General features: G+C 43.3%; 19 protein-coding genes. 9 read left to right on the top strand and 10 right to left on the bottom strand.

From position 1 onward, the window contains the following. Positions 1 to 37: 37 nt before the first annotated feature. From CL667_06295 to CL667_06265, 7 genes are all read left to right on the top strand, one after another. Positions 38 to 1228, top strand: a complete 1191-nt coding sequence (locus CL667_06295; protein ID MAL17303.1) for a hypothetical protein — start codon at positions 38 to 40, stop codon at positions 1226 to 1228. Beyond that, positions 1221 to 2330, top strand: a complete 1110-nt coding sequence (murG, locus tag CL667_06290) for an undecaprenyldiphospho-muramoylpentapeptide beta-N-acetylglucosaminyltransferase (protein ID MAL17302.1) — start codon at positions 1221 to 1223, stop codon at positions 2328 to 2330. Before CL667_06295 ends, murG begins: the two co-directional genes overlap by 8 nt. A gap of 7 nt (positions 2331 to 2337) precedes the next feature. Then, on the top strand, positions 2338 to 3765 hold the full coding sequence (locus tag CL667_06285) for a UDP-N-acetylmuramate--L-alanine ligase (GenBank protein ID MAL17301.1): 1428 nt from the start codon (positions 2338 to 2340) through the stop codon (positions 3763 to 3765). Next, on the top strand, positions 3766 to 4494 hold the full coding sequence (locus CL667_06280; GenBank protein ID MAL17300.1) for a hypothetical protein: 729 nt from the start codon (positions 3766 to 3768) through the stop codon (positions 4492 to 4494). Further along, positions 4484 to 4798, top strand: coding sequence for a hypothetical protein (locus tag CL667_06275; GenBank protein MAL17299.1), 315 nt, complete (start codon positions 4484 to 4486; stop codon positions 4796 to 4798). The genes CL667_06280 and CL667_06275 overlap by 11 nt, the downstream gene beginning before the upstream one ends. Further along, on the top strand, positions 4785 to 6044 hold the full coding sequence (ftsA, locus tag CL667_06270; protein MAL17298.1) for a cell division protein FtsA: 1260 nt from the start codon (positions 4785 to 4787) through the stop codon (positions 6042 to 6044). The genes CL667_06275 and ftsA overlap by 14 nt, the downstream gene beginning before the upstream one ends. Before the next feature lie 258 nt (positions 6045 to 6302). After that, complete coding sequence (locus CL667_06265; protein MAL17297.1) at positions 6303 to 7628, top strand: cell division protein FtsZ; 1326 nt, start codon at positions 6303 to 6305, stop codon at positions 7626 to 7628. Positions 7629 to 7855: 227 nt separating this feature from the next. On the opposite strand, the gene CL667_06260 is transcribed toward CL667_06265, so the two are convergent. From CL667_06260 to CL667_06250, 3 genes are read right to left on the bottom strand one after another with little or no spacing between them, the layout of a single operon-like run. After that, entirely contained in the window at positions 7856 to 8737 is an 882-nt protein-coding gene (locus CL667_06260) for a hypothetical protein (protein MAL17296.1), read from the bottom strand. A gap of 47 nt (positions 8738 to 8784) precedes the next feature. Then, entirely contained in the window at positions 8785 to 9597 is an 813-nt protein-coding gene (locus CL667_06255) for a hypothetical protein (GenBank protein ID MAL17295.1), read from the bottom strand. After that, complete coding sequence (locus CL667_06250; protein MAL17294.1) at positions 9590 to 10375, bottom strand: isomerase; 786 nt, start codon at positions 10373 to 10375, stop codon at positions 9590 to 9592. The genes CL667_06255 and CL667_06250 overlap by 8 nt, the downstream gene beginning before the upstream one ends. 572 nt (positions 10376 to 10947) lie before the next feature. Here CL667_06250 and CL667_06245 point away from each other — a divergent pair. Together CL667_06245 and CL667_06240 are read left to right on the top strand one after the other, a co-directional pair. After that, on the top strand, positions 10948 to 11682 hold the full coding sequence (locus tag CL667_06245) for a hypothetical protein (GenBank protein MAL17293.1): 735 nt from the start codon (positions 10948 to 10950) through the stop codon (positions 11680 to 11682). A 347-nt stretch (positions 11683 to 12029) separates the two neighbouring features. Continuing rightward, positions 12030 to 14438: a hypothetical protein gene (locus CL667_06240; GenBank protein MAL17292.1), complete on the top strand. Its 2409-nt coding sequence runs from the start codon at positions 12030 to 12032 to the stop codon at positions 14436 to 14438. Between the two features lie 6 nt (positions 14439 to 14444). On the opposite strand, the gene CL667_06235 is transcribed toward CL667_06240, so the two are convergent. The 7 genes from CL667_06235 to CL667_06205 all read right to left on the bottom strand — a co-directional run bounded on the left by CL667_06235 (position 14445) and on the right by CL667_06205 (position 21206). Next, a complete protein-coding gene (locus tag CL667_06235) occupies positions 14445 to 16154 on the bottom strand; it encodes a GMC family oxidoreductase (protein ID MAL17291.1) in 1710 nt (569 codons plus the stop codon). A gap of 3 nt (positions 16155 to 16157) precedes the next feature. Further along, positions 16158 to 16676, bottom strand: a complete 519-nt coding sequence (locus CL667_06230) for a Tat (twin-arginine translocation) pathway signal sequence containing protein (GenBank protein MAL17290.1) — start codon at positions 16674 to 16676, stop codon at positions 16158 to 16160. A 142-nt stretch (positions 16677 to 16818) separates the two neighbouring features. After that, entirely contained in the window at positions 16819 to 17760 is a 942-nt protein-coding gene (locus tag CL667_06225; GenBank protein MAL17289.1) for a hypothetical protein, read from the bottom strand. A gap of 61 nt (positions 17761 to 17821) precedes the next feature. Further along, on the bottom strand, positions 17822 to 18268 hold the full coding sequence (locus CL667_06220; GenBank protein MAL17288.1) for a hypothetical protein: 447 nt from the start codon (positions 18266 to 18268) through the stop codon (positions 17822 to 17824). Positions 18269 to 18341: 73 nt separating this feature from the next. Next, positions 18342 to 18743, bottom strand: coding sequence for a hypothetical protein (locus tag CL667_06215; protein MAL17287.1), 402 nt, complete (start codon positions 18741 to 18743; stop codon positions 18342 to 18344). A gap of 96 nt (positions 18744 to 18839) precedes the next feature. Then, the gene (gene hemL, locus CL667_06210) at positions 18840 to 20129 is read right to left on the bottom strand and encodes a glutamate-1-semialdehyde-2,1-aminomutase (GenBank protein MAL17286.1); all 1290 of its coding nucleotides are present in this window, start codon (positions 20127 to 20129) and stop codon (positions 18840 to 18842) included. A gap of 93 nt (positions 20130 to 20222) precedes the next feature. Beyond that, positions 20223 to 21206, bottom strand: coding sequence for a porphobilinogen synthase (locus CL667_06205; protein ID MAL17285.1), 984 nt, complete (start codon positions 21204 to 21206; stop codon positions 20223 to 20225). Positions 21207 to 21212: the final 6 nt, after the last annotated feature.

Below are 21212 nucleotides of genomic sequence, written 5' to 3'. Positions count from 1 at the left end.
TGTAACGCTCTCACTTAGATACTTTGCAACTATAAATATGATATACACCAGTCCACATAGCAATATTAACAACATCATCGGCACTACAGCTGAGGATATCGATACGCGCAACCAAGGCAGCGATCGGTTTCTGCTGATGTCGGTAGTTATCCTGATGACTTTCGGGATGCTCGCGGTGTATTCGTCTATCGCTTTCTTTGCGGAAACAAAATCTACGACGGCCGGGCAGTTAATTATTGGTCACTTGGTGAAATTAGGGATCGCCTTTTTTGTGATGCTAATTGCTTCCAAGATGAATTATCACACCATTGCTAAGTTTAGCCGAATTGGTATGGTTGTCAGTTTATTCCTCCTGCTGGCTGTGCTGGCTTTTGGAACAGAACAGTTTGGCGCTAAACGCTGGCTGAATGTAGGTGGCTTTTCCTTTCAGCCTTCCATGGTTGCTACCGTCTCCCTAATGCTTCACGTGTGTGTGCTTTTGAGTGAAAAGCAGGAGTATATCAAAGACTTTAAAAAGACATTTATGCCCATCATGTTCTGGGTGATCTTAACATGCGGACTTATTGGTATCGAGGATTTCAGTAGTGCAGCTATCCTATTGGGAATCTGCCTTGTTGTGATGTTTATTGGACGTGTAAGTGTGATTCAATTGGGTTCACTAGTTGCGATAGGAATATTAGGTGGCGTTCTGCTGCTTGGTCAGTCAACGAATAGACAGGATCGTATTGAGCAGTATTTGAGCCAGATTAAAGAAATTCCCAGCGACCATATCATCCAGGGTAGCGGATATCAGGCGCAACAGGCTCACATTGCTATTGCTAAAGGTGAACTGATGGGTGTGGGTATTGGTAAGAGCTCACAGCGCGACTTCCTCCCTGCCCCTTATAACGATTTTATCTTTGCGATTATAGCCGAAGAATATGGACTGATTGGAGCAATGTCGCTCATCCTTATTTTTACTTTAATCCTATTCAGGGGCATCGTATTTATTGCCCGAAATGCGGAAGACCACCTGGGATCTTTGCTGGCCGTGGCTTGTACGCTGACGATCGTTTTTTATGGATTTGTAAATGCCGGAGTTGCCAGTGGCATCCTTCCGGTAACGGGGCTTCCCATGCCTTTTGTGAGTTATGGTGGCACAAGTATGCTTTTTGCCGGTTTGATGGCGGGTATCCTTCTCAATATCTCGAAACATAATCGGGACCGGAGGGCCATATTTTATGGATAAGAACCCTCGCATTTTATTAGCTGCCGGAGGCACGGGCGGACATGTATATCCGGCCATCGCTATTGCCGATGCTTTGAAGAAAGAACAGCAAAGTACGGATATCCTTTTTGTAGGAACACGTGACCACATGGAATGGCAAGCTGTCCCCAAAGCCGGATATGATATTCGAAATGTTTGGATTAGCGGATTTCATCGACGGTTCACCCTAAAAAATTTAATGTTTCCGGTGAAACTGGCTACCAGTTTAGTTCAGAGTTTAAGAATTCTTTCCGGATATAAACCGGACGTTGTGGTTTCCTGTGGCGGATACGTAGCAGGCCCCGTTGGATGGGTTGCCGGCAAAAAAGGTATTCCAATTGTAATTCAAGAGCAGAACAGTTTCCCTGGTGTTACCAACCGACTGCTTGCAAAATTTGCCGTTAAGATATTTACAGCTTTCAAAGAGGCGGATCAGTATCTCCCTGAAGGAAAAACGGAAGTCACCGGAAACCCAACCCGTGCTACTTTGACCGGAGCTGATAAATCAAAAGCATTGAAGTCTTTTGGTTTTGATGATAGCAAACCGGTGTTGCTCGTTATGGGCGGAAGTGGTGGAGCAAAAACCATCAATGAGGCTATGAAAGCCAATATTGAGAAGCTCCATGATGACGCCGGTTTACAGATTATTTGGCAATGTGGAGCCCGCTATTATGATGAGCTCTCCACTGAAATCAACGAAAATAAATTAGATAACCTGCGGCTCACAGCCTTTCTCGACAACATGGCAGGCGCATATGCAGCAGCAGATTTGGTAATTAGTCGTGCCGGAGCCAGTTCGTGCTCGGAGTTAATGCTTACGGGAAAACCTAGTGTATTGGTCCCGTCTCCCAACGTTGCCGGAGATCACCAAACACAAAACGCTAAAGCAATGGTGGATGCAGGTGCATCTAAACTGTTGGAGGATAATGCTATGAAAGAAACCATGACCGAATTGGTAGAACAGCTGATCTTTGATCAGGAAAACCTGCAGCGTATGAATCAAGCAGCATTGAATTTAGCGAAACCGGATGCTGCAAAATTGATTGCCAAAGAAATTTTAGAAATCGCAAAATCGAAGTTATAGAACAGTAGTGGAAAAACGCATCGAGACACAACCCGTTTTTGGCCGAACTAAACATATTCACATGGTGGGTATTGGTGGAATTGGTATGAGCGGGATTGCCGAAATCTTATTACAGCGCGGATATAAAATATCCGGCTCTGACGGTGCCGTTACCGAAACTACGAAACGCCTTCAGGAACTTGGAGCAACCGTCTTTAAAGGACACAAAGCTGAAAATATTGAAGGCGCCGATGTTGTGGTCTATACCAGTGCTGTAAAAGCAGATGAAAATGTAGAGACTATAGCCGCCATCGAAGAACGCATTCCCACCATTAAACGAGCCGAAATGCTCGCTGAACTCATGAAGATGAAGTTCGGAATTGGTGTAGCCGGAACGCATGGAAAAACGACTACAACCACTATGGTGGGGCATGTTACCCAAGACGGAAATTATGATCCAACTATAATTGTAGGCGGGAAAGTCCATAGTTTCGACAAAACCAATGCTGTAGTTGGTAAAGGCGATTTAATTGTTGTGGAGGCGGACGAATTCGACCGAACCTTCCTTCGACTCTCTCCTTCTATTGCTATCATAACGAATATTGAAGCAGAGCATCTCGACATCTATGATGACTTGGAGGATGTAAAGCGTGCTTTTATCGATTATGCTAACAAAGTGCCTTTTTATGGAGCTGTGATTGTCTGCCTGGATGACTCAAACGTACGAAGTATCCTTCCGGAATTAGAGAAGCGGGTTATTACTTATGGTCTGACCCCACAAGCCCAACTCCGTGCTACTGATATTAGGTCAGATGCTTTTACCAGCACTTTTTCGGTGGTATGGGAAGGCGAGAAACTTGGGGTGATTACTTTGAAATCACCGGGTGAGCATAACGTTAAAAATGCCCTTGCATCCATAGCAACAGGACTTGAACTCGACATCGATTTCAAACTCATTAAAAAAGGACTGGAGCGATATGAAGGAGTTTTCCGCCGCTTCCAGCTTAAATATGAGAATGGGTGTATGGTTATTGATGATTATGCTCATCACCCCACCGAAGTACAGGCGACGCTACAGGCTGCCCGCAAAGGATGGCCGGACCGTCGAATTGTAGCGGTCTTTCAACCTCATTTATACTCGCGTACTCAGGATTTATATAAGGAATTTGGGCTCTCTTTCTTTGATGCCGAAATGCTGATTGTTACGGATGTATATCCTTCCCGGGAAAAACCTATTGAAGGGGTTACCGGAAAATTAATTACGGATACGGCCGAGCAGTACGGTCACAATAATGTGATTTATGTGGAAGACAAGGTAGAAGTAACCAAAACACTGAAAGAAATTGCAGAACCCGGAGACATCATCATTACGATGGGTGCCGGTGATATTTATCGCTTTGGCGAAGAGTTTGTAGAAGCATTGGAATCAGGAAAATTCAAACCGAAAACAAAATAGTTGAGTAAGCAAGATTCAAATAAAAGCTTAATGCCCTGGATTACCACCGTTTTGATGGTGACTGGAATTGCTGTACTTGCTGCCCTCTACTGGAACAAGAATGTAACGGTTCAGGATGTTCAGGTTAATGATCTGTATTTCACTGAATACGAGCAGGTAAAACTGGCTGCTGACATTCCTTTAGGTGTGAAACCCGATAGCCTGGATTTGAATGCAGTTGTTGATCGTGTTGTAAAATTAGACTACGTGCGATCTGTTAAACCATATATCGAGCCCAGTGGTGATTTGAGATTGACGGTGGCTGAACGGCAACCTATTGCGTTGCTGGTAAATGGTGCAAACCGCATATACGTGGATGCTGAAGGAGTACGATTACCCATTTTGGAAGGCAAGACTCAGGATGTTCCTCTTTTGTATGGGTACAGTGCTGTTTCTGACGACACCATTAAAACAGAAGAATTTACACAAGTACGAGACTTTTTGATGCGAGCCAAAATAGATGGCTTTGGTTGGAATACCATCAGTGAGGTGGTATTTGATGAAACCGATGGCGTGGTGGCTTTGAGCCATGAAAATGGAGTGAAGTTACTTTTTGGGAGAAATGATTTTCAAACCAAACTGGAGAACTGGAAAGCTTTTTACACGGATGTAATCCGGACGAAAGGGATCCAATCGATGCGACAAATCGATCTTCGGTTTACAAACCAGGTGGTGACCCGTGAAATTTAACTTCGACCATTTATCCTATAGCGACATCCAGGGATATTCTATGCTTAAAAAATCATCCTCAAGCCGTTCCGACGCAGAGCGTTCGGAACGAGGGATTCGGGCAGGAAAGTTACTCGATACTTTGCTTGGAGAGCCAAAGGGAGGTTTACGCAAAAAAGATAGTGTCTCTGATTTTTATTCAGCTATTGGAGGTAAGGGCGTATCACAATACGCCCCCACGACTATTGACTCGGCTTCGTCATCAACCCAGAAAATAAATTTAGCAATCAACAAAAACACAGCGGATCGTCATGGAAGAACATGAAAACATCATGGTAGGTCTCGATATCGGGACCACCAAAATTTGCGCAATCGTAGCCTCAATTGATGAGCAGGAACGTATTCACATCCTCGGGGTAGGCAAAGCTCAAAGCGATGGCCTGAACCGTGGAGTTGTGGTTAATATTGACAAAACCGTAAATGCCATTAAAGATGCTATTGCACAAGCCGAATTGGCTTCAGGCATTCAGGTGAACTCTGTAAATGTGGGTATTGCCGGCGATCATATCCGCAGCATGCGCAGTAAGGGTGTAATCACCATCAACAATAAAGACAACGAAATTACCGCTAAGGATGTAGAGCGACTGCTTGAAGATTGCCAGCGTATCATGCTTCCGACCGACCAACAGATTCTGCACGTGATACCACAGGAGTTTGTAGTAGATGGGCAGGATGGAATCAGCGACCCGGTAGGAATGAGTGGTATGCGCATGGAAGCGGAAGTACACATTATTACAGGACTGGTATCAGCGGCAAAAAACATTTATCGCTGTGTAGAAAGGGCCGGATACCAGGTTGCAGACATCATTTTAGAACCATTGGCTTCCTCCTACTCTGTTTTAGACGAAGAGGAGAAAGAAGCCGGTGTAGTATTGGTGGATATCGGAGGTGGAACTACTGATGTAGCCATCTTCCAGGATAATACTATCCGCCATACCGCAGTGATTGCCATTGCCGGACAAAAAGTAACTGACGATATCCGACTTGGACTGAGCGTGCTTGACGATCAGGCCGAAACCCTGAAGCGTAAGCACGGCGAAAGTTATGCTGATCTTATCGAAGAGGATGAAGTCATTACCGTACCCGGCATTGCAGGGAGACCCCCCAAAGAAATCACAAAGAGTATTCTCGCCAAGATTGTTCAGGCTCGGATGGAAGAGATCCTGGAAATCGTGGGAATTGAAATTAAGCGCAGCGGATATGCTGATTCAATGAGTGCAGGCGTCGTCATTACCGGCGGCGGGTCACTTGTGAAGAATGTATGTCCCCTTGCGAATGAAATACTAGGACTGGATGCCAAAGTGGGAATTCCGCTGGGCATTACAGGAGGATTGAAGGAAGAAGTGAACAGCCCTATTTACGCTACCGGCGTAGGTTTGGTGATGCACGCCCTTCGGTCAGGTACAGCCAACAACCAAACGATGATGCCATCATCATCGCAAGGCACCAATGTGGAACAAGTGATGCAGAAAATCACCGACCGCATGAAAAGTTGGTTCAAAGAGCTTTAGAAGTAAAAAATCAGCAATCAAGAACGCTATGGAAACAGAAGTAAATAAAGATTGTCATTGCGAGGAACCAACTTTGGATAAAATTAGGCTTCAAAGTCTTTCGACGACGCAATCTCCCTTTAAAAAAATCCCAAGTGGATCAAGGAGATTGCTTCGGTATTCGCAAAGCTCATTTCTCGCAATGACGAACCGTTTCTATCAGCAATCATCTACAATAACAATCCAGTAAAAATACAACAACTCAAATAGGAGTTAACAATGGCTAACAATTCACGTTTCTTTTTCGACGAACAGAGCCAGGAAAACGCTAAGATCAAAGTGATCGGCGTTGGCGGCGGTGGCGGAAACGCTATAAACAATATGATTAACATGGGCCTCGAAAGTGTGGAGTATATCGCTCTTAACACAGACGCACAGGCACTTAAAAACAGCATGGCAGATATCAAGATCCAGGTAGGTTCTGCACTTACTAATGGACTTGGAGCCGGGGCACGACCTGAAATTGGTCGTGAAGCGGTGGAAGAAAACCGCCATGAAATTGAAGAATCCATCGAGAATGCCGATATGATTTTTGTGACGGCAGGCATGGGTGGCGGAACCGGAACCGGAGGAGCTCCTGTGGTAGCCGGAATCGCCAAACGCCGGGGTATCTTGACGGTGGGTATCATCACTACTCCTTTCGAATGTGAAGGGAAAGTGAGAAAAAAATATGCTCTTGAAGGCATCACTGAACTCAAGAAAAATTGCGATACCGTTATCGTGATTCCCAACGAGCGATTACTCGATATCGCCGACGAAAACACTTCCCTGATGGAAGCTTTCGCGATGGCAAATGAAGTACTTTATAATGCAACGCGCGGTATCAGTGATCTTATTCTGATGCCTGGTCTTATTAACCTTGACTTTGCTGACGTTCGCACTACCATGAGCGACGGTGGTGCTGCCATTATGGGATCAGCTACAGCAGAAGGTGCTGACCGAGCTGAAATGGCCGCTCGTGCAGCCATCAACTCTCCACTGCTTGACGGTGTGAGTATAAGAGGTGCACGTAACGTATTGGTCAACATCTCAGCCGGATCCAATCTTGGAATGCGTGAGACTACAACCGCAACCAGCATCATCCAGCAGGAAGCCGGAGACAACGCAGAGATTATTCTCGGTACAGTCCTGGATGAGGAATTTGGAGATGAAATCCGCGTAACGGTTATTTCTACAGGATTTGATCTTGCCGAAGACCGAACATCTGCAAAAGTAGCACCGAACAAGGAATCACTAAACAAAGCAGCTGAAAATGCTCAGGTAAACATGCAGTCTTCCAATAAGAAGGCCGATGTTCCTAACAAGTTCCAGCGTGGCACTGGTGATTACTATAAAGGCGAAAACAACCTTAAAAAATTAGACACTCCCTCTTATCTGCGACGCGATCTGAATGTTCGAAAGCAGGAAGAAGAGATCGAAGTTCCTAACGAAGAGGAGCAAAAGAATGAAGCGCAGGATAACATTGCGCCATTCCAAAGCCGCACGGAACGTATCCGCAAGGACGATACCGACCAGCCGGCGTTCCTCCGAAAAATCATGGACTAAGGAGTTGTTGAACTACCAATATCGGTTTGAAACCGACAACCATGGGAATGGTACGGCTAAGAACCACTGATTTTACTGGATTATAGCTTTTTCAAAGCTATAGATTGCTAACACACAAAAGAAGCCCTTTGATAGAGGGCTTCTTTTTTTAGTTGGGTTTAATACATCTTTAGATTTCTCCCTGCGGTCGAAATGACAAAGGTGGTAAAAAATAAACAATCAACCTCTTACCGCCCGCCGATCATTACATTCAATTTGAACTTTCGGATGAGCAGAAAAATCAGACTTACAAAAATAAATACGCAAACTAACTGAGCTACAACCAGCAGATATGGGTTTGGTATAAATGCATACAAGATGGGAAATAATACCACAATCACTGGTGAATGATATAGATGTAGTGTATAAGAATATCCCCCTACATCCATAAAACCCACTTTCCAATTAATAAGCAGAATGAAAAAGAGAATGGATAACACGTGTTTTTCAAATGGAATCTGGAACCAGAAACAAACCGCCGCACCTAATACGGTTATCATTACACTCCACCAAAAGTATTCTTGGTGAATGCCATTAACTTTTGAAAGCACCACTCCTGACAGAAACAGAATTAGAATATCATACCGCAAAAGCAGTTCACCAAAAAAAGCTAATCCAATCAAGCCTACAAGCAGATAGTAGTTTCGGCTTCTGAGTACTTCCACAATCATAAAGATGATGAATAAATCCCTGATAAAGTAAGTGGGTGGATTAACTGGTGCAGCTGATATGGAAAACAAACCATTAGTTATCAGCTCAATCCCAACATCCAGACGGTTCAATACGTCAATCCCAAAAAAATGGGCTATCACAACCGGTATAATCACAACGATGTTGGCAATCAAATAGGGAATCAAAAGACTGCGGGTTTTCTTCTTTACCAACCCTCCCTTCTTAGATGTGATTTCTGAATAAAGAAATCCTGAAATAATGGACAGGATCAGTGTACCATAAAGTGGAATTTGTTCCAGCAGCACAAACATGGCACCATCTGTGAAATTATGGCGAATATGCGTGAATGTAATAAGAATGACCGAGATCAGCCGAATAAGTTCAATGGAGTAATACAAGCTTAGTAATCCGTTTTAATGCGATATATAGCCGTTGAGATTGTAAATCATAGAATACCATATATCAGTCGGCCGGCCATTAGAACCGCTAATGCGGCAAATCCCCACTGCAGATATTTACGATTGATTTTGTGATTCAGAAAAGCTCCTCCAAATCCTCCAATTAATCCGCCGACTGAAAGGGGAAGCGCTGCCCCAAAGTCCACATAGCCAACACTAAATTCCGTAATTCCGGAAATAGCACCAGCTTCCATTGCTAACTGCCCCCATCCTGTAAAAACCATGATAGTCATCGCAAGCTGAGAAACACTTACTGCTTTTCTAAAGGGTTGTTTGTAGAAAAGATTCATAATAGGAACCATGATTCCCCCACCGCCAACACCAGCTAAAGCTGCCACAAAGCCACCAAGACCTCCAGCTACCGATGTTTCGCCGAGTTTTAGCTTTGCAAACTTACGCTTATACTCGTCGTCGATGTCATTACCGCGCCGAAACATCATAAAGGCTGCGTAAAGCAGCATCAGGCTAAAGAAAATCACGAATTCAGTCCGGCTGTAATACGGAGAAGTGATTACTAACTTACCCAAAAATACTCCCACTGCACCAAGCGCCCCTAACTTGATTCCCTCCTGCCAAAAAATATTATCCTGAACGTATTGCCTAACAGTACTGCCGAATGCAGCGACAAAGGTGCAAAACAGTCCCGATGCAACCGTCCATATTACAGGATTTTGTACCCCTTCTGCTTCAAATAGAAAAAAGAGAACCGGAGTAAAAATGATTCCTCCTCCAATTCCCATCAACCCCGCTAAAATTCCTGCAGCTAAACCTATCACTAACAATATTAGGATTTCAAGCAAGAGTAATCTCCCCTTTCATATAAGTCACTGCTTCCCCTGAGATTTCGACCCGATCTCCTTTCATCTCACAAATAAGCTCTCCCCCACGTTTTGAAATCTGGCGAGCTGAAAGTTTATCTTTCTTCAACTTCCTGCTCCAGTAGGGAGTTGTTTTGGTGTGAGCCGAACCCGTCACGGGATCTTCATCTATTCCGGCCTGTGGTGCAAAAAATCGGGAGACAAAGTCAACTTCATCACCTGGCGCCGTGACTATAATTCCCCTGGCATCTACTTCATTCAACATCCGAAAGTCAGGATCCAGGTTTGCAACTTCCTGTTCAGAATTTAACACTACCATGTAGTCGTCAGACTTATACACTTCCGATGTTCGCTCTACCCCTAAAGCTTGAAATAAAATGGCTGGTGCTTCATTCTGTAATGGCTCAACGGCGGGGAAGTTCATAACCAGGCGGTCTCCACTTTTTTCTACCGACAAAACACCGCTTAGGGTGTTAAAGTTAATTGTGGGTTGCTCATAGCCTAATTCTTCAAATAAAACGTGTGATGTGGCTAAAGTGGCGTGTCCGCATAAATCCACTTCCACTGCCGGAGTGAACCAGCGTAATCTAAAGCTGTCCCCTTCTTCAACAAAGAAAGCCGTCTCAGAGAGATTATTTTCAGCAGCGATATTTTGCATTACGCCGTCGGGTAGCCACTCCTCAAGCGGAATTACTGCGGCTGGATTTCCGCCAAATAGTTCAGAAGTAAAAGCGTCGGCTTGGTAAATCGGTAATTTCATAAGCTTCTCTTGTTTTGTTGAACTGAAATGTAGGAGCATTTTGGATGGATGTAAAATAAAAAGCTTGCCCTATACACCCCCGCGAGGGATTGAAATCGCCTCGCTTGTGCAAAGGATGACATTATCGCTCATTCAAACAACACCTGCTGCTAACTTGTAACGGGCTTAAATCCGAAAACACGTTAAAAACACCTATCAACGCTACTTGACCTACGTGAGCTGGATTCATTCACAGCTCATTAATACTGACATCTTCGTGTTTTCTTGAGTTTTTGGTTCGTTTTGGGTCAAGCCAAAATGAACAAGTGAATTGGCACGACTTCTAGATCTAGCAAAATACTTCTGGTGATTTATTATGGAGAAGGTGAAGCAGGAGCTTAAAAACTAGGTTTAACCTTGTCTAGATTCAGCCACTCTTTTTCGACATCTTTACGATTCAAAGGGGCTCATTTTCATTACTAAATACACCACGCTAACAGGAAATAACATGGGATTAAAATTTTTTAATCCGGTTTATTTTTTCTCCTAATTTAAATATCGTAGGCGCAACTTATAATAAAAACAATATTATAATGAAGGGTACAGCAATATTATCAATACTAATTTTACTATTCATTTCTTGTTCATCAAATAGCACGGGAGACTCTACAGAAGTCGAAGATGTCCCAGAAGAACTAACTCCAAAGCAACAGCTTGTTGAGAAAGGCAAAACCATGGCCAACGAACTTAAAGCAATGATGGAAGACCAAGATGTCCAGACTGGCGAAATCCCTATCGTTTTTGTTAGTTCAAATTCGAATGCACTCATCTACTATAATCAAATTAGTAATGCGGTTTACGTCCCTTGGTATGACGACCTTTCAAGTGAGATGTTAGTAGTAATGCAGGACTTTGCTGACGCATCTGATATGGATGTTGAAGAATTTTTTGAAACGTTCTTTAACACCTTCTTCTATTATCATGAGTTCGCGCATTGGGCGCAATCTGAAATGGATGGCCAGCTAAGTCCAAATAGATATATGAGCGAAATCGAAGCAAATGAAATTACTATCGCTTATTTAGAAAGTAGTCAGGAAGGGCGTGATTTTTTAGCATCAATTGAGCCTAAATTAAATGCTTTAACCAATTTTTTAGAGAATCCAACACCAGAAGGTGTTTCTGAAGAAGAATATTTTAATGAAAACTATAATGAGTTAGGTTCTAATGCCTACCACTATGGATATTTTCAATTTAAGTTTGTGAAGAACGTACTAGATCAAAGTGAGAGACCAACATTAGATGAAATTATTGATCGAAGATCTGAGTAATACTTCTTCTTTATTTTGAACTCGTCCCCGAGCTCTTCATTGGGGACGAGATTCTTTAAATCAGATATTAAGTACCAATAGTAGATTTTTAATAGCCCTCCTGAAAACACGTAAAAAACTACTATCAACGCTACTTGACTTACGTGAGCTAGATCTATTCATATCTCATTAATCCTGCAATCTTCGTGTTTTCCTGAGTTTTTGGTTTGTTTTGGGTCAAGCCAAAATGAACAAGAGGAAGTAGCTTGAGTTTAGATTTGGAGAAAAAGATCTCCTAATTCATCTTCGAAATACAATCATATTCCCCGTATCTTTGTTGAGCGCATAAATGGCAACTAACTTCCTGAATGAAACTTTACCCTGATACCCTTTTAGATAAACTCGGCTTTGATCAGATTCGAAAAGCAACGCTTGAATTAACACAATCGGTACGCTCTGAAGAGTTTATGGAGTCTCTCTCTCCCTCTTCAAACCCAAAGCGAGTGCAGCTGCTTACGGAACAGACCAAAGAGATGCTCGAAGTCATCATCTCCCCCGATCCTTTTCCGCTGGGCGAGTTTCCAGAAGTGCGCGAATATCTAAGTGCCTCCAAAGCTGAAGGAAGTATTATCCCACTGCCTGCTTTTGTGGATATTTTGAAGGTTTGCTCCATCTCACGAAACGTGAAAAAATTCTTCAAAGCCCGGGCAGACCAACTACCCCGGCTCACTAAAGTTTCCGAAGGACTGATCCCCACAAAGGAGTTGGAGCGAAGTATTAAGGATAAGGTCACTGAGTATGGGGATTTACGGGATGATGCCAGCCCGGAACTGCGAGCCATCCGCAAAAAACTCAACAAGCGTAAAAACGATTTGCGAACTACCATCAACCGCTCAATGAAGGATGCGAATAAAGATGGAATGGCTTCGGATGAAGGCCCAACTATTCGCAATGGACGGATGGTTATTCCCATTCAGTCAGAATTCAAGCGAAAAGTGCAGGGCTTTGTACATGACGTTTCTGCCAGTGGGCAAACGGTATACATAGAACCTGTTGAAGCACTCAATCTGAATAATGAAATACGTCAGTTTGAAGCTGAAGAACAGCGCGAGATTGAACGTATACTCAGAGAGCTCACCCAGCATGTTCGTCAAAATTCAGAATATATAGACCAAAATATCTCGTGTTTGGCTGAAATTGACGTGATTTATGCCAAGGCTAAGCTTACTCAGAAACTGGATGGAGAAATCCCCATCATATCAAAAACCCAATATCTGAGTGTTAAAGAGGCCTACAATCCTATTCTCAGGCTGAAGAATCTGAATATCAAAAAGAAGGAAGACCGGGAAACCATCATCCCGCTTTTTCTGAAACTGGAAGCCGATGAACAATGCCTCATGATCACAGGGCCTAACGCAGGGGGGAAATCAGTTGCTATGAAAACCGTTGGCTTGATGGCACTTATGATTCAATCCGGCTATGGCGTTCCGGCCGACCCAACTTCTGAAATCCCGATTTTCTCCGGTCTGTTTGTTGATCTTGGTGATGACCAGTCCATAGAGAATGACTTGAGTACTTTTTCATCCCGATTAAAATGGATGCGGGAAACCATAGAGGAATTCGAACCTGGAAGTTTAGTGCTTATCGACGAAGCCGCTGCCGGAACCGATCCCGAAGAAGGTGGTGCATTATTTCAGTCTTTTATTGAGAAGCTATTAGATAAAAATGGAAAGATTATTGTTACCACTCACCATGGTTCCTTAAAAGTATTTGCTCACGAGCACCCCAAAGCGGTTAACGGTTCTATGGAGTTTGATCAGGCTTCACTCTCTCCTACCTACAAATTCAAAAAGGGAATTCCCGGCAGTAGCTATGCTTTTGAAATTGCCGAGCGAATGAATCTTGATAAAGGTGTACTCAAAAGATCACGGGTGCTGTTAGGTGAAGCCAAGGACAAGATGGAGTCGCTGATCACCGAACTGGAAACTAAATCCCAGCAAGCAGAAGACCTCAAAGACAAATATTCCAAACTTCAGGCTAAAGCAGAATCAGAACAAAAGAAGTACGAGAATAAGATTCAGGCTATCGAAAAAGACAAGGAGAAAATTCGGGAAAAAGCCCTGAAAGAAGCGAAATCCATCATGGATTCTGCCAATCAGCGGGTTGAACAAGCTGTGCAGAAAATTGTTGAACAGAACCGGGCAGATAAAGACGAGATCAAGGAAATTCGCAAGGAAGTTGATCAGGAGAAAGAAGAGATTGACCGGTCCCTGGAAGAAATTGAAGACAAGAAAGAAGAGCGGGAACAGATCTCCGATGATCCTCCACAGAAGGGTGATCATGTACGATTTAAAGATGGAAATACGACCGGGGAACTGGTTGAAATCAACGGGAAAAATGTGGTGGTTCAGGCCGGTGGACTTCGTCTTAAAACCAAGTTCAAAAACCTGGTGAAAGTTGATAAGCCAAAGCAGAAGAAATCAAAAGCTCGCTCATCCGTCATGGTTGGTGATAATGACTTGACGACCGGACTCGTAAAACCATCTCTCGAAGTTCGGGGAATGAGAACGGAGGATGCTCTTCATGAAGTCACCCAATATATTGATCGGGCGGTGTACCGAAATATGAATCAAGTAGATATTATTCACGGCAAAGGCGATGGCATTCTGCGCAGCCAGATTCAGTCGTACCTAAATACCCGCAGTGATGTGAAAAGTGTAGAGACGGCTCCTATTGAACGGGGCGGTGCTGGTTGTACGGTTGTGGAGTTGAAGTAATACTCTTTATAGGTTCCCCTTCTTTTTCTCCTCAACGGCATAATTAGCAGCACGAGCGGTAAGTGCCATAAAGTGCAGGGTAGGGTTTTGAGTTCCTCCTGAAGTCATGCAGGCGCCATCTGTTACAAACACATTCTTACACTCGTGCAGTTGATTCCATTTATTGAGCAGTGAGGTTTTTGGATCATTACCCATTCGGACGCCCCCCATTTCATGAATATCAGATCCGGGTTTTGTATCACGGTTTGATGCCCGAATGTTCACGTAACCTGCTTTCTCAAACATTTCTTTGCTCTGTTCCACATAGTCATCAGCTTGCTTGATGTCATTCTCCTTCCATTCGCAGGAAAGCACAATCTGAGGAATTCCATACTTGTCTTCCAGGCTTTCATGTAAGCGCATGTGGTTGTCTTCATAAGGAACACATTCTCCCATCATCCAGGTGCTAACATGCCACGTATCATTTAATTTTGGATTTAGAATGCTCTCGGTAAGTTCTGAGCCGATTTTACTTTTATCGCTCCAGCTTCCTCGACCAGCTACAAACCCTATTGCATAGCCTCTCAGGAAGTCCGTCTCCTGTTTCTCTACATTTCTGAAGCGAGGGACATATGCATTGGTAGGTCTGCGACCAGCTTCTTTTTTATGTTCAAATCCTTCCACACTTGCACCTGCATGTCCACGATAGTTGTGCCAGGTTAAGTATTTCCCCATCAGCTCATTGTCATTTCCAAGTCCATTTGGAAACCGGTTCGACCTTGAGTTCAGTAAAATAGCATTGGAGTTTATGGTTGAGGCGTTTACAAAAATAATATCCGCGTAGTATTCTATAGCTTCTTTGGTATTACGGTCAAATATGCGAACACCAGTCGCCTTTCCTTTATCTTCATCATAGATAACAGATTCAACCACTGCATCCGGGCGCATTGTAAGATTACCGGTTCTGAGCGCCCAGGGTATGGTAGATGAGTTACTGCTAAAATAGCCTCCTAAATTACACCCTCTGTTGCACATATCCTGGCTCATACATTGTCCCCGACCTTGCTGCCCATGGATTTCTTTGGGTCGTGTTAAGTGTGCACATCGGGCATAAATTAAATGCCGGCTATCGCCGTAATGTTTTTTCAGGCTTTCCTTGAAATGCTTTTCTACAACATTCAATTCAAACGAGGGCAGAAAATCACCATCGGGAAGCACATCCAATCCATCTTTATCGCCGGAGATACCTGCAAATTTTTCAACATAGGTGTACCAGTCGTCCAGATCTTTATATCGAATGGGCCAGTCAACAGCAAAGCCATCTCGTGCTGGTCCCTCAAAATCATAATCGCTCCAGCGTTGCGTTTGGCGAGCCCATAGTTTGGACTTCCCCCCAACATGATATCCTCTAAACCAGCTAAACGGTTTTTCATATATAACAGGTTGCTCATCTTCAGCCATTGCCCAGTGAATAGTTTGAGCCCGAAGCCATCGACCTCCCTGTAAGCCTGATCTTTTTTCTAAAGGAACACTCCCTCGAAATTCAAATTCCCACGGAGCCTTAGACGCTGTAGGATAATCCTCAATGTGCTTTACATTCCTCCCTCGATCAAGGCACAGGGTTTTTAAGCCTGCATCACAGAGCTCCTTAGCAGCCCAGCCACCGCTTGCACCAGAGCCAATGACAATGGCATCGTACGTTCGTTCTTTCTTCGATTTAATATTTACGTTTGCCATTTCTCAAGCCTCCACATCTACATTTCCATCATAAAAACCGGGCATCATCACATAGTTATGGTAATCGACCATCACTTCTTTCGAGGTTTCAAATCCTCGTATGGTTTGGGATTTAATGAATTCAAAAAACGCTTCCTGATTTTCATTTGCTGACTGCATTTTCAAGAGCAGTTTCTCCCGTTCTGCTGGGCTGCATTTGTTAAAAGAAATTGAGTTCCTCTTTTCGGCTAACTGATTAAGCTTATCAAGATGTTTCTTCAAGTCAGCCTGAAAGTCTTCATCATAGCACTCACTAATTAGTCCGACTAAAAACACATCGACTTTAACAGATAGCGCCCCAATTTCTCCATTTGATGGGATGATGGTATCAGCTATGGATGAGATAAGCTTTATTTCTGTTTCTGTGAAGCTTCCTTTGAATTCTGGCACATCTGCTTCGCTCCAATTAAAAGCCCAGGCAGGCGTCATAAACACACCACCTGAAACCATCATCAAAGTCTTGATGGCATCACGTCGTTTCATATAAGCAAAAATAAGTTAGGCTGGAAAGTACATTATCATACGGCTCACTAATTAGTGAAAAGATGTGACAAAAGGAAGTTCAGAAAGTCACTGATTTCGCTTTCTGTATCTCAGCTCTGGTTAAAATAATTGTCTAGAAAAACTATTTTCCATTCGTAATCTCATATTCAAAAACAGTAGAGATATTCCCTTCCACATCTACTTTTCGAACACGGGGTATAATCACATCTTCTTCCCAAAATTCCCACCACTTTGACGTTCCAAATGTAGACTCAAGAACAAATACTTCACCATTTAAAACATCCACACCATGCGGAGACCATGGGCCTTCGGCTTCCAGAAATACGGATACCTCACCATTCACAGAAACCTTTAGTACTTGCCGATTTCCATAATAGGCCACAAATACATTTCCGGTTTCATCGACTGCAAAATCGAATAAAATATTTGCTCCTGAGAATGGAAGGTTTTCAGGATTATCCTTTTTCAACCCTTCGGCCAGAGTAGTAATAGCTCCCTCGTCGGACATTACTTTTATGCTTTCACGATCCAGGATATAAAGTTTGTTTTCTAGCCCCCAGGCCAAATTGTCAATTCTTGTCGTTTCTCCCTTAAGCTTTACCTCAACAATGGTCCCTTCATTATCTCGCTTAAAAAGCTGATTATTCCTTGCAAAATAGACCTCCCCATTTCCAGCAACTGCATAAGCCTGAATAAAGAAAAGCTCTTCATCTGTAGTTGGTTCTATGATGAGTTCCTTTGCTCCATCACTTAGCTTCCATAGCCGAGCCTGAAGTGCAGTGCCTGCGTTATTTCGTTCAGCTGCATAAATCGCCCGGTCCGGAGATCTAGAAAGGATGATATCACTTGGTGAGTATGCAGACTCCATGAACTCACTGAGTTTCTGGGTATCATCAATTTTCCAGACACACGCATAATGGTCGTCATCTACCAAAGGACAAATAAAAGTAAAGTAAATATTCCCTTGCTGATCTACGACCAATCCACCCCAAGGATGGGCAGATACATATCCAGCAGAAAAAAGTAGTAGCAGCAGAATAATATATGACACGCTTTTCTTCATATAACTCACCGTTAGTTAGTTCGGTTTTTCAAAACGTGTATTCTTTGCTCTAGTTACGTTTTTAGGGCGCTGATTCTGCTTCGCAATAACTTTTTACAGCCAGCATATCTTTCTCAAGAGCTTTGGCCATAAAGCCTTTCATAAAAGGGTTGAAGATTTTGGGGAGTAGTTTATAGGCTTTGGCATCCATAATCAGAGTAAGCTCAGTGCCATATTCTTTTCTTTCAACAGTAAATACGGAGTCCCAAACAGTTCCCATTGTATCAGATACCAGCCTGATATGGGCATTTTCTACCAGTTCGGTCACTTCAAGCTCAGTAGAGACTTCTTTTCCATTCATCTCCCGGGTTTCCCTAAACTTTGTCCCCACTCCATATTCTTGGTCGGACAGGAATTCAACATTTACTATATCCGGGACAACTTTGGAGAAATTTCGAATATCAGCGACGGTTTCAAAAACCAGCTCTTTGGGAGCCTTTACCTGTTTAGTTACAGTGATGGTGCTCATAGCTTTACCGGATTTGTGAATGGATAAAGCTAATTTAGAGAATTAGGGAGAAAGTGCAAGAGTTCTTGATGCTTTAGATCAACTTTTCAATCTCTACTATTCGGTGATTCCGATCTATTGAATAGATATTGCCCTCGGCTTCGATATGCTTATAAATTGAAAGGGAGCGCTTTAGTAACAACTTTGACTGTTCATCAATGTCAGAACCTTCCCGAACTTCTGCAATTGCAAGTGTGTAAAAAAGATCAGCCACACTTTCCAGGTTTTCATGATTCATTGCATCTAAACATTTCAGCGTATGGATCATTTCTTCCGTATCCATTTTCAGTAACGCATCAATATCTAAGTCGAGATATTCGCTGAAAGCCTGGCTGGTCATCTCCATTGCTTCCTGAGAACTTCCTTTGCCTTTTAGTCCGGCAACTGCAGCAATAATTTTAATCAGCACCTGAGTGAGCTGATTAATCTGCTTCATGATATAGTCGTTTTGATTTAGAATAGCAGTAGATTTTAGGAAATTTAATTTGTTCCGACGCAAAGCATGCGGAACAAGGATTTTATGCTATCTATTTTACTTAATTTCTTTAATCGTTTCTTCAAAAGCCGTCAGTACGAAACTAAGGTCTTCTGTAGTCAATGAATTAGAAAGAAAGAATGCCTCAAATGGCGACGGCGGCAAATGAACCCCACGCTTTAACATTCCGTGAAAGATTTTCCCAAACAATTCCTTGTCTGTTTTATTGGCATCATCAAAAGTCTCAACCGGACCTTCACAATAAAAAACCCCAATCATTGACCCCACACGATTCATCGCATGTGGGATATTCTGTTCATCTAAAATCTTAGTAATCCCGGTAGCCAAAATCTGCGACTTCTTTTCCAGCTCTTCATATACGTTTGGATTGTCTTTGAGCTTCTTAAGCAAAGTATACCCTGCCGCCATTGCTAAGGGATTTCCGGATAGCGTTCCCGCCTGATAAACAGGTCCGGTTGGCGCTACATAATCCATGATCTTTTCTTTCCCGCCATAGGCTCCTACAGGAAGTCCGGCTCCAATTATTTTTCCATAGGTTACCATATCTGCGGTAACACCATATACTTTTTGGGCTCCCTGGAAATCAACCCGAAACCCGGTCATTACTTCATCAAAAATGAGGACGATATCCTGCTCATCGCAAAGCTCACGAAGTCCTTCTAAGAAACCTTCCTTGGGAGGAATGCATCCCATATTACCTGCAATCGGCTCCAGAATAATGGCAGCAACATCACCCTTATTGGCTTCTGCCAGCTTTTTCACGGATTCGAGATCATTATAATGGGCATTTAGAGTATCTTTGGCCGTTCCCTCTGTCACTCCGGGACTGCTGGGTTCGCCCATCGTCAATGCCCCACTTCCGGCTTCAATCAGAAAAGAATCGCCATGTCCATGGTAGTTGCCCTTGAACTTAATAATCTTGTTTTTACCGGTATAGCCTCGGGCCACACGAATGGCGCTCATGGTAGCCTCGGTTCCGGAATTCACCATACGTACTTTATCAACACCCGGAACTGAACTTGTAATCAGCTCAGCCATTTCAACTTCTAGTCGGGTTGGTGCTCCAAAAGAGGTGGAGTTTTCTGCTGTTTGTTGAACCGCTTTAATCACATCAGGTTCGGCATGACCTAAAAGCATGGGTCCCCAAGAACTAATCAAATCGATGTAGCGGTTTCCTTCTTCATCCCACAGATAAGAACCCTTCGCTTTGGTGATAAATATGGGGGTTCCTCCCACACTGTTGAAGGCCCGAACCGGAGAATTCACTCCACCCGGAATGACTTTAGATGCTCGTTCGAATAGTTCTTTGCTCTTTGGATAATCCATAATTTTAAATCTCAATTAAAAAAATTCTACCACCGTAGGGGTAATTCATGAATTACCCCTACGGTGATTTTAGAAACGGGGATCAAATTCCCTCTACTGTCTATTTATGATTTTGGCTGCGTCCTTTGCAAAATATGTGGCTATCAAATCAGCACCGGCTCTTTTAAATCCAAGTAGTGCTTCCATCATGGCTTCTTCTTCATTCAGCCAGCCTTTTTCAGCAGCCGCTTTTATCATCGCATACTCACCGGATACGTTATAAACTGAAACCGGAATATTGAAATTCTGCTTTACGGCACGGACTACATCCAGATAAGGAAGTCCGGGTTTCACCATTACGATATCGGCTCCTTCTTCAATATCTAATTCCACTTCTCGCAGAGCTTCTTCTACATTGGCCGGATTCATTTGATAGGTTTTTTTATCCCCAAATCCCGGAGCAGAATCAAGTGCATCCCGGAAAGGCCCATAATAAGATGAAGCATATTTGGCACTGTACGCCATAATACCGGTGTTTTCGAAACCGGCTTTATCAAGAGCTTCTCTCATTGCCCCAATTCTTCCGTCCATCATGTCGGAGGGAGCTACCATATCGGCACCGGCTTTGGCATGACTCACCGCCATCTTCGCAAGAACTTCTACCGATGGATCGTTCACAATCTCGCCATCTTCTACAATTCCATCATGCCCGTAAGACGAATATGGATCCATGGCTACATCCGTCATCACCAATAAATCAGGATAATTCTCTTTGATGAAGCGAACCGATTTCTGCATCAACCCCTGATCATTCAGAGCTTCAGTGCCTTCGTTATCTTTTTTGGAATCCGGTACCTTTACAAACAAAAGAACCGATTGAATACCAACTTCGATTAGTTCGTCTAACTCAACCTTCAATGAATCGAGCGAATAACGATAATATCCAGGCATGCTGGCAATTTCTTCTTTCTGATTCTCCCCTTCTACAATAAAAATCGGGGCAATGAAATCAGAAGGATGAAGGCGATTTTCCTGCACCATACTACGGATAGATTCTGATTGTCGATTTCTTCTAAGTCGGGTAGTAGGGTATTTCATAAATAT

This window comes from Balneola sp., assembly GCA_002694685.1.
Lineage (GTDB): Bacteria > Bacteroidota > Rhodothermia > Balneolales > Balneolaceae > Gracilimonas.
The sequence above is the reverse complement of the archived record's forward strand: the minus strand, read 5'-3'. Positions and strand labels throughout refer to the sequence as shown.